This window comes from Comamonas sp. UBA7528 (assembly GCF_002479375.1).
GTDB lineage: Bacteria > Pseudomonadota > Gammaproteobacteria > Burkholderiales > Burkholderiaceae_C > Comamonas.
This window is the reverse complement of the sequence record NZ_DLMU01000004.1, coordinates 369,631-378,906: the sequence shown is the minus strand read 5'-3', so window position 1 is coordinate 378,906 and position 9,276 is coordinate 369,631. Positions and strand designations below refer to the sequence as shown.

The following is a 9,276-nucleotide window of genomic DNA, read 5'->3' as shown; positions in this document are numbered from 1 at the left end:
GTGTGTTCCGCCTGAAGCACGCCTGAGAAAGGTCCTGCACCTGACAGCACAAGCTGCAATCTCCACAGCCCGCCTTTGGCGGGCTTCTTTATGCCTGTGCCCGGTATGCAGGACTGCACTTTGACCTCTCGCGCCAGTATTCCAACGTGCAAAGACGCGCTGATGGGCACATGGCCCAGAAGCGGCCACACAAGCAACTTCACCGAACAAGGGTGCTGCGCCATGGCGGCGCCACAGGCGTAGCATGGAGCCAGGACACTGCCACACATCGTGCGTGCAGGGCCCAGCAAGGAGGCTGTCATGACATATCTCCATACTCCGCACCACCGCCCAGTGGATCTGGTCACCGATGAGCCCAGCCGCGATCACCCCGTCGGCACGGGGTTGGGCGTGGCGGGTGGCGCGGCCCTGGGAGCCGCGGTGGGTCTGGCAGGTGGCCCGTGGGCGGCGGCAGTGGCCTGCGTGGTGGGGGCCGTCGTGGGCGGACTGGCGGGCAACACCGTGGCCCAGGCCCTGGTGCCCAATGCCGAGGAAACCTATTGGCGCGATGCCTACCAGCATGAGCCGTATTACTCGGACGCCTACACCTATGATGACTACGCTCCGGCCTACCGCGCCGGCTACCACAGCCGCAAGAGCGGCCAGGGCCATGAGGAATGGAGCTATACCCGCCAGGAATGGGAGCGCCGCTGGGATGCCGAGCATGCCCACAGCCGGCTGAAATGGCCGGATGCCGAGCACCCCATCCGCGCGGCCTGGGAACGGGCCAACCGCGCTTATGTGCAGGAAGGCGGCTACTGAGCGCTGCTGTTCGGCACTACGTCGTGCAGATGCCGCCTCCCCTGCCCTGGCGGCGTGCTGCACCACAATGAGCAGGCGCGGCAGATACCCAAGACGGGGCGCAGAAAAAATATCGCACAGCAAAGCGCAGACTGACCAGGGCCACAACCAGGGAGAGATGTCCAATGGTCGAGCGCTCAGCCTTGCTGCAGCGCACTGTCAGGAATGGCCTACAGACGATCGGCCCGTGGTTTGCAACGCTGTGCGTTCCTTTCCGCCCGCAAGGAGTTCGCCATGCCGTATCTGCCTCTTACCGCTTCCAACCAGCCCGGCTTGCACCTGTACTACCAGGATGTCGGTGATGGCCCGCCCGTGGTGCTGATCCACGGCTGGCCACTGAGCAGCCGCAGCTGGGAAGCCCAGGTGATGCCGCTGGTCGAGGCCGGCTACCGCGTCATCAGCTATGACCGGCGCGGCTTTGGCGCCTCAGGCCAGCCCTGGGAAGGCTATGACTACGATACGCTGGCCCAGGATCTGCACACGCTGATCACGGCACTGGAGCTCAAGGGCGCCACGTTGGTGGGCTTCTCCATGGGCGGCGGCGAAGTGGCCCGCTACGTGGCCACCTATGGCACGGCGCAGGTCGCGAAGGCTGTGTTTGCGGCAGCCGTACCGCCCTGCCTGTTCAAGAAGGCCGACAATCCGGACGGTCTGCGCACCGACAAGGATATTGCCGATCGCGAGCGCACTGTGCGCGCCGACCGCCTGGCGTTTCTGGATGAATTCACGCAGAAATTCTTTACCCCCAAGGGTGGAGAGTTGCTGGTCAGCGAAGCCCAGCGCCAGTACGCCAAGCTGATTGCCGCCATGGCATCACCCAAGGCCACGCACGACTGCATTGGCGCCTTCTCTCGCACCGATTTTCGGGAGGATCTGGCCCGGTTCCGGATTCCCACGCTGGTGCTGCACGGAGACTCCGATCAGATCGTCCCGCTGGAGGCCAGCGGTGCACGCACCCACCAGGCCATCCCAGGCAGCAAGCTGCATGTGATAAAGGGCGGGCCGCATGGCTGCAACCTTTCGCATGCCAAGGAATTCAACCAGGCACTGCTGGATTTCCTGAAAGCCTAGAGCCACAGACCCCGTGCCCGGAAAGCTGAAGCGCGCCCGTGACTGCAGTCATTGGGACGTTGGGATGCAGCGCGAGCGCGCCGGGGATGTGGCGCTGCTTCAGCCTGCAGCCTCCGGGTGCTGCGGCTCGGGCGACACATCGATCTGTCGGCGTACCCAGGCCGCCCCACCAAGGCGCATCAATTTGGCCCGCTGCACGGCGGTCATCGGCAGGTTGACGCGGCCCATGGGCACGTCATAGATGGCCTTGCGGCCACTCCCAGGCTTGCGTGGCTTGCGGTGAATATCGGTCATGCAAAAAATGCGCGCTTACATGCGGCAGTGCTTGTTCTTGGTGTTCCCCAAGGGACACGGCAAACCTCATGGCACAGCCGGGCTGCTATGTCCCCCATTCCTCTGATAGCGGACGATAATGTCTCTCGCTATTCAAAACAAGAACAGCGATGTAATCCGCTGTAATTCACTCGACAAAGTTCCGCCACGCTGGCATCGGCTCTCTGCGCGCCGCTTGCAGTGTGGTGAATCTCCTCAGCCACCAATGACCGCCTCTGAATTGGGCCTCTGCGCCATCACCCTGCAACCCATCGGCTTTGTGCGCAGTCCGTTTCACACCACCCAGGGCATGCCCATCCAGACCGTGGCGGCGGCCAACGTCCCTGGCCAGCTGGAGCTGCAGGCGCACTACCTCCCCGGTCTGCGCGACATCGAAGGCTTCGAGTTCCTGATGCTCATCACCCACCTGCACCAGGCTGTGGAAAAGCTGGAGGTTGTGCCTTTCATGGATGACCACAGTCACGGTGTTTTTGCCACGCGGGCTCCGGCACGCCCCAACCGCCTGGGTCTGTCCATCGTGCGCCTGGAACGCGTGCAGGAAGGTTGCCTGCATTTCACCGGCAACGATATGCTGGATGGCACGCCGGTGCTGGACATCAAACCCTACGTTCCAGCCTTGGATGTGCGCCATACCGAACGCATTGGCTGGTTCCAGCACGGGCTGCAACGGCTGCCGGCAGTGCAGTCGGACGATCGCATGCGCTGAACCACGACACCAAGATGCAAGGCGCACACGCGCAGGTGACCCACGGTGCCGACCGCTTGCGGCATGATGGCAGGCGTTTTGCTTGCGCCTGGAGGCGGCAGTCCGGCTTGTTCCCTACCCCAGGGCACCGCTTTTCGCCTGGTCCCCTTCTGGCGCCCTCTCACGGCCTCTCTCCCTTGCCTTCGCCCCGTTGCACCATGTCCCATCCGCCTTCCAAACCTGTGGCCTATTTCTGTCTGGGCCTGAGCATGACCATGGTGGGCTGCTATGTGGCACTGACCAAACCGCTGGTGGCAGCCATCCCGGTGTTCTTGCTGGCCTGGCTGCGCTTTGGGATTGCCGCCGTGGCCATGGCACCGTGGCTGCGCAAGACCGGGGTAGAAGTGCCCATCAGCCGCCAGACACGCGGGCTGCTGTTCCTGGAATCGTTCTTCGGCAATTTCCTGTTCACGCTGTGCATGATCACCGGCGTTAGCCTGACCAGTGCCGTGTCGGCCGGCGTCATCATGGCGGCCATCCCGGCCGCTGTGGCCGTGTTCAGCTGGATCTTTCTGAAGGAAAAAGCCAACGCCCGTACCTGGTGGGCAATTGCACTGGCGGTGGCGGGCATTGCATTGCTGGCACTTGCACCCGGCCACCAGGGCACATATGGTGCGGAAGCGGATGGCAACAGCCTGTCCACAGAAGGCACCCGCAGCCTGATCGGGCATCTGCTGCTGGTGGCCGCGGTGCTGTGCGAGGCCTCGTATGCCGTCATCGGCAAAAAGCTCACGGCGGCACTGCCACCCAAGCGCATCACTGCCATCATCAATCTGTGGGGTCTGGCACTGTCCACGCCCATGGGCATCTATATGGCGCTGCAGTTTGACTTTGCTGCGGTGGCCAGCAGCATGTGGTGGTTGCTGCTGCTGTACGCCCTGGCTGCCAGCATGTGGACCGTGTGGCTGTGGATGACGGGGCTGCGCACCGTGCCCGCCTCGCAAAGTGGCATTTTCACCGTGCTGCTGCCGGTGAGTGCTGCCCTCACCGGGGTGCTGCTACTGGGTGAATCCCTGCAGCCGTTGCAGTTGCTGGCCCTGGGCATTGCACTGGCCAGCGTGTTGGTGGCCACGGTGCCCGTACCCGGGCGTGCGGCCAGTGTGCCAGCCGCCAAATAGCACTCAGGCCTGCCTGCCGCCATTGCGCGCAGGCCCACACAGCCCCAGGCGGTGATTTGGGGGCGATGGCATCTGGCTCATGCCTGACCAGCCATCTTGGAAGCCTGGGGACCATCCGCCCAACCAGTTGCACGCTGACGTTCACGGCCGGGACCATGGATCCCGTCCGGCCGGGCAAGGTAACCGGCACGTCCGGGCTGGGGGCACACCCCTTAATCCGGACTTAATCCCTTGACCCTACCCTTCAACGGGTCAATGCCTGTCGGGTGCCTGTGCGCCTGTGGGGCGTGCACACGCCTGGGGCTCCCGCTGCGCGGCTGGCCCCTGCTTTTCTCCCCCCTCTCTGCGTTCCATCATCCTTATGCCTATCCCCAAGGCCCCTCCCCACGGGCTGGCCTGCCTCGCCCTGCTCGCAGCCTGCCACTTTCCCGCATGGGCTGCCGACATCAACGCCGGCGCCAAGATTGCTGCCAAAGGCGGCTCCCAGGGCGCAGCCGCCTGTGCGTCCTGCCACGGCAGCAACGGTGAAGGCTCTGCCTCCTTCCCACCTCTGGCCGGTCAGTCTGCGGGCTATCTGGAGCGCCAGCTGCACGACTTTGCGGCCGGCCAACGCAAGGCCCCGACCATGGAACCCAATGCCCGTGCGCTGACCGACGCGGAAAAAGCCGACGTCGCGGCCTATTACGCCAGTCTGGAACTCCCCATCCAGAGCAAAGTGGGCCCTCTGCCCAAGGCCAAGGATGGCAATGGCGCTTGGCTAGTGGAGCGCGGCCGCTGGGAAGACGGTATTCCTGCCTGCGCCAAATGCCACGGCCCGGGCGGCACTGGCGTGGGTGTGGATTTCCCCGCTATCGGCCATCTGAGCGCGGCCTATATGCAAACCCAGGTGGATGCCTGGAAGAACAAAAGCCGCCAGGCCGGCCCGCTGGGCTTGATGGGTTCCATTGCCCGCAAGCTCAGCCCCCAGGATATCCAGGACGTTGCAGCCTATTACCAGCAACAGCACGGCAACGCTGCCGCTTCCCACTGAAAGGCAGAACCCGGATATGACCACGGACTCTTCTGTGCACACCACCGCCGACCGCCAGCACGCCAGCGGTACGCTGGGCGCTGCTTTGGCAGTGGCTTTTTGCGCCATCCCGCTGGTGGCCGCCATCGGCGGCATTGCCTACAGCCTCCCCGACACCCCCAAGGCGCAACGCGCTGCGGCCGAGAAAGCCGCCCAGGCCGCAAAGCAGGCCCAGACCGCCCAAGCCGGATTGCAACCGGCGGCATACAGCGTGCCCGATGCACGCGCGATTCCGGACAGCAAGATGGGAGAGTGGATCCAGCGCGGTGAAGCCATCTTCCTGCGCACGCCCGAAAACGCCAAAGGCTTTTCTGGCAATTCGCTCAACTGCGTGAACTGCCATCTGGACGCCGGCCGCCTGAAAAACGCGGCGCCCATGTGGGGTGCCTACCCGCTGTACCCGGCCTATCGCAAAAAGACGGACCATGTTGACACCTTTGCCGAACGCGTGCGTGGCTGTTTCATGTATTCCATGAACGGCAAGGCACCTGACGATGGGCACGACATCCTGGTGGCCGTGGAAGCCTATGCCTACTGGATGGCGCAAAAAGCCCCCCTCGGCGAAAAATTGCCCGGTGCCGGCTTCCAGAAACTGCCCCAAGCCCAAGTGGCGCCCACCTTTGAAGCGGGCCAGAAGGTCTATGCGGCCAAGTGCGCGCTGTGCCACGGCGATAGCGGCCAGGGCCAGAAGAAAGACGGTGTGACCGTGTTTCCTGCCCTATGGGGCAAGGACTCCTACAACTGGGGAGCGGGCATGCACGAGATCGACAAGGCCGCCAGCTTCATCAAGTCCAACATGCCTTATGGTCTGCACAACGACCTGAGTGAGCAGGAAGCCTGGGAGGTGGCCACCTTCATCAACAGCTTCGAGCGCCCGCAGGATCCCCGCTTCAATGGGGATATCGCCCGCACGCGCGAGGTCTTTCACAACAGCCCCAACTCTTTGTACGGCGTGGAAGTCAACGGAAAGTTGCTGGGCAAGGGCACCTGAGCTGCCTGCCGGTATTGGCGAGGGCTGGCAGGTGCTCGGCCCGCATCGGCCCCTTGGCACACGCGGTTGCGCTCGGATGTTCAAATGGAGCCCAAGGCCAAGCCTGGGCCAAAGGCGGCTTCCTGAACTTTGGCGCCGTTGACGCACGCCGCAGCCAACCTTCGGTTTGCTACGGAGGCCAGGCGGGGCAACGGCGTAGCGAGGCTTGTGCGATCGGTACTTAATCCCCTCATAACGCAAGCGGGGTCCAATGGGATCGCCAGCCTGGCGCGCCCCCACGGTGGGCAGCGTCCAGGCTGACGCTTGTGCTTCCCCCCGGTCGCCTTGGGCCGGGGGAATTTTTTATAGGCCTGCTGTCTGCAATGCTCTTCTGCGCGGCCGCCGCGCCAGTTGCATGTCCACGCCAAGTGCCAGCTCGTGCCGCGCCGCTCCTGAAGCTCTGCGCCCTTTGCCGGCTGTCTGCGGGTGCGCTGCTATCCATGCCGCAGCACCCTGCTTGGCGCGCTACGGTAGGCTGTGCGACTGTGCTCCCCGTCCGCCCCTCCCTCTTGACCCGGATATGTGATGGAAGAAGTCTTGCGCATCGGCCCTCTTGCCCTGCCCCTTGCCCCCTTGCAACTGTTTGCCGCCTGGTGGCTGGGCGATGCCCTGGCCCAACGCCGGGCCGCGCGCAGCCAGCTGGTATGGGGCTGGCATGGTTGGCTGCTGCTGGTCTGTGGCCTGCTGGCGGCGCGCGCCGCCTTTGTGCTGGAGTTTGCCCCCCACTACGCCCAGCCCGCCTGGGCGGCATTCGACATCCGCGACGGCGGCTGGACCGCCAGCGTGGGCATGGTCGCCGTACTGCTGTATGGGGCAGCGCTGTGGCTGAGGCGCCATCCCCTGACCCCTGCCGCCATGGTGGGCATTGCCAGTGCTCTGGCGCTGTGGCTTGGTGCACAAGGGCTGCGCCAGTCCCTGGCGCCCGGTCTGGCACCACTGCCCACCTTCTCCGCCGTAGCACTGGATGCACGCACCGTGCAACTGGATCAACTGGCCCAGCAGCAAGGCCAACCCCTGGTCATCAACCTCTGGGCCACCTGGTGCCCACCATGCCGCCGCGAGATGCCGGCCCTGCTGCAAGCCCAGCGTGAACACCCGGACGTGCGCTTCCTCTGGGTCAACCAGGGAGAGTCCCCGGAAACCGTGCTGCAGTACGCGGCCCAGCACCGGCTGCCTCCCGCCCAGGTGCTGCTGGATGAACGCCAGGAACTGGGCCGCTTGCTGCGCAGCAGTGCGCTGCCCACCACCGTGTTTGTCGATGCCCAAGGCCGCCAGAGCGCTCTGCGTGTGGGCGAGCTCTCTACCGCGACATTGGCCCAGCATCTGCAGCCCTTGCTGGCGGCTGCTGCTCCTACCACTGACACGCCTTCTGCGGGGTCCCCGGCCCTGCCGGAGCCTGCTGCCCGATAGCACCTGCGCCGCAGTGCCGCAGTGCCGCAGTGCCGCAGTGCCGCAGGCTACATCCCTGTCTTGAGCGCGCGGGAGGGGCCGATTGCCGGCGGGATGGGCAACCCTTCCTGGGCGCAGGCAGCCAGTTCCACCCGGTTGCGCCCTGCCGCCTTGCCGCGGTACAAGGCGGCATCGGCCTCCTGCATGGCTCGTTCCAGGGCCTGCGCCCCCATGAAGTGGTGTGACACCCCCAGGGTGACCGTGCAGTGCAGCATTTCTCCATCGTCCGTCACTGCAATAGCCCGGCTTTCGATAGCCGCCCGCAGGCGTTCTGCCAGTTGCATCACGCCATCCACATCGCTGTCCAGGCAGATGGCGACAAACTCTTCTCCTCCAATGCGCCCGGTCAGATCGCCACGGCGTACCGTGCTGCGCAGCACCTGCGCCACATGACACAGCACGGTGTCACCCGCCTGGTGGCCGTAGCGGTCATTGATGCGCTTGAAATGGTCCACATCCACCATGAGGACATGCGCCGGCTCGGCTTTGCGGGAGTTGAAATACAGCTGCAGCGCGTCGCCAAGTCCCCTGCGATTGAGCAGTTGCGTCAGCGGGTCACGCGCTGCCAGATTGCGCAGCTCATCGGTCAGCCTGCGCAGCACCAGCCAGATGATGGATGGCGGCAGCACCGTCGCGAGGAAAGACATGTAGATATAGAACACCAGCTGAAAATCGGTATCCATCTGCAACGCTGCCAGCCCGCCGCTCAGCAATTTGACGAATTTGACTGCATTGAGAATGCAGATGCCGAAGATCAGCGCTGCAAAAAACACCATCTCGCCATACAGGTCCTTGGCAAAAGTGCGCACGCCATAGACCACGGTGCCCGCCATCAGCAGGAACATCAGCGCCGACATGCCCGACAACATGGCGTAGCGCGCCACTGGCCCCAGGCTCCACTGCACCAGCACCTGGGCAGTGCTGTAGAAGGCCGCAAACACCAGCAGCGGCCGCAGCAGCGGCACAGGCCGCCCAAAAAAACGCATGGCCCCCAGCCAGAACGCCACGGGTGACGCCAGTGTCAGCGTGTGGTTGACCACGCTCATCACGTTCCATCCCGGACCGCCTTCCACCAGTTGCAACACATAGGCCACGCCCAGCAGCAGATTGCCCACCGCAAAAAAGTCCATGCCCATCTTCCTGCCATGCAGGCGCCTGCTGATGAGCAGGAACATCACGGCAAAGCACAACAGATGTGCGCACAGCATGCCGACGAGAATGGTTGCAACCATGGAAAAGGGAAGAGGTACCAAGTAGGGCCTGTACAGAACTGCCGCCGCAAAGCGCCCCGGCCCGCAGGACAGCACTTTGCTCACATGTGGATCAGCAAAGCTGCGCCGGCCCATCGCGGCGCAGTCGCTCAGCGTAATAAACGATCAGAGTGTAAGACCTGGCGGTAAATAGCAAGCCTTTGACGGTGTGGGCAGCTGTTGATTCGCCGTACACAGATGTTTGCTGTCGGCCAGTGCACCCGCCATCGGACCAGGCCATGAATCCACAGGTGCCCCTGGCACGCGCGCTTGAGGCGTTCGTGGCTGCATTTTCAATGCAACAGGTATCGGATTATTCAGTGCATGAGCAAACCCAGATGCTGCATTTATATTCTTGATACCAGCTTGCA

At 63.9% G+C, this 9,276-nt stretch carries 9 protein-coding genes; 7 read left to right on the top strand and 2 right to left on the bottom strand.

The features are described 5' to 3' along the window. Positions 1 to 300 precede the first annotated feature (300 nt). Together B3349_RS05820 and B3349_RS05815 are read left to right on the top strand one after the other, a co-directional pair. Positions 301 to 801 carry a hypothetical protein gene (locus B3349_RS05820; protein ID WP_291587215.1) on the top strand — a complete coding sequence of 167 codons (501 nt, stop codon included), beginning with the start codon at positions 301 to 303 and terminating at the stop codon, positions 799 to 801. A gap of 273 nt (positions 802 to 1,074) precedes the next feature. Continuing rightward, positions 1,075 to 1,911, top strand: coding sequence for an alpha/beta fold hydrolase (locus B3349_RS05815; RefSeq protein ID WP_291587213.1), 837 nt, complete (start codon positions 1,075 to 1,077; stop codon positions 1,909 to 1,911). A gap of 99 nt (positions 1,912 to 2,010) precedes the next feature. Here B3349_RS05815 and B3349_RS05810 read toward each other — a convergent pair whose 3' ends face one another. Beyond that, positions 2,011 to 2,205 carry a hypothetical protein gene (locus B3349_RS05810; protein ID WP_291587211.1) on the bottom strand — a complete coding sequence of 65 codons (195 nt, stop codon included), beginning with the start codon at positions 2,203 to 2,205 and terminating at the stop codon, positions 2,011 to 2,013. Between the two features lie 244 nt (positions 2,206 to 2,449). Here B3349_RS05810 and tsaA point away from each other — a divergent pair, with 244 nt between their 5' ends. The 5 genes from tsaA to B3349_RS05785 all read left to right on the top strand — a co-directional run bounded on the left by tsaA (position 2,450) and on the right by B3349_RS05785 (position 7,616). Then, positions 2,450 to 2,950, top strand: a complete 501-nt coding sequence (tsaA, locus tag B3349_RS05805) for a tRNA (N6-threonylcarbamoyladenosine(37)-N6)-methyltransferase TrmO (protein ID WP_291587209.1) — start codon at positions 2,450 to 2,452, stop codon at positions 2,948 to 2,950. A gap of 197 nt (positions 2,951 to 3,147) precedes the next feature. Beyond that, positions 3,148 to 4,107, top strand: coding sequence for a DMT family transporter (locus tag B3349_RS05800; protein WP_291587207.1), 960 nt, complete (start codon positions 3,148 to 3,150; stop codon positions 4,105 to 4,107). Between the two features lie 361 nt (positions 4,108 to 4,468). Further along, positions 4,469 to 5,137, top strand: a complete 669-nt coding sequence (locus tag B3349_RS05795) for a c-type cytochrome (protein ID WP_291587204.1) — start codon at positions 4,469 to 4,471, stop codon at positions 5,135 to 5,137. 16 nt (positions 5,138 to 5,153) lie between these two features. After that, entirely contained in the window at positions 5,154 to 6,167 is a 1,014-nt protein-coding gene (locus B3349_RS05790; RefSeq protein ID WP_291587202.1) for a c-type cytochrome, read from the top strand. 564 nt (positions 6,168 to 6,731) lie between these two features. Further along, positions 6,732 to 7,616 (top strand): TlpA disulfide reductase family protein, encoded by an 885-nt coding sequence (locus tag B3349_RS05785; RefSeq protein WP_291587201.1) that lies wholly within the window; start codon positions 6,732 to 6,734, stop codon positions 7,614 to 7,616. 47 nt (positions 7,617 to 7,663) lie between these two features. Here the strand turns inward: B3349_RS05785 and B3349_RS05780 are convergent, their stop codons facing one another. Next, on the bottom strand, positions 7,664 to 8,887 hold the full coding sequence (locus B3349_RS05780) for a GGDEF domain-containing protein (protein WP_291587199.1): 1,224 nt from the start codon (positions 8,885 to 8,887) through the stop codon (positions 7,664 to 7,666). Positions 8,888 to 9,276: the final 389 nt, after the last annotated feature.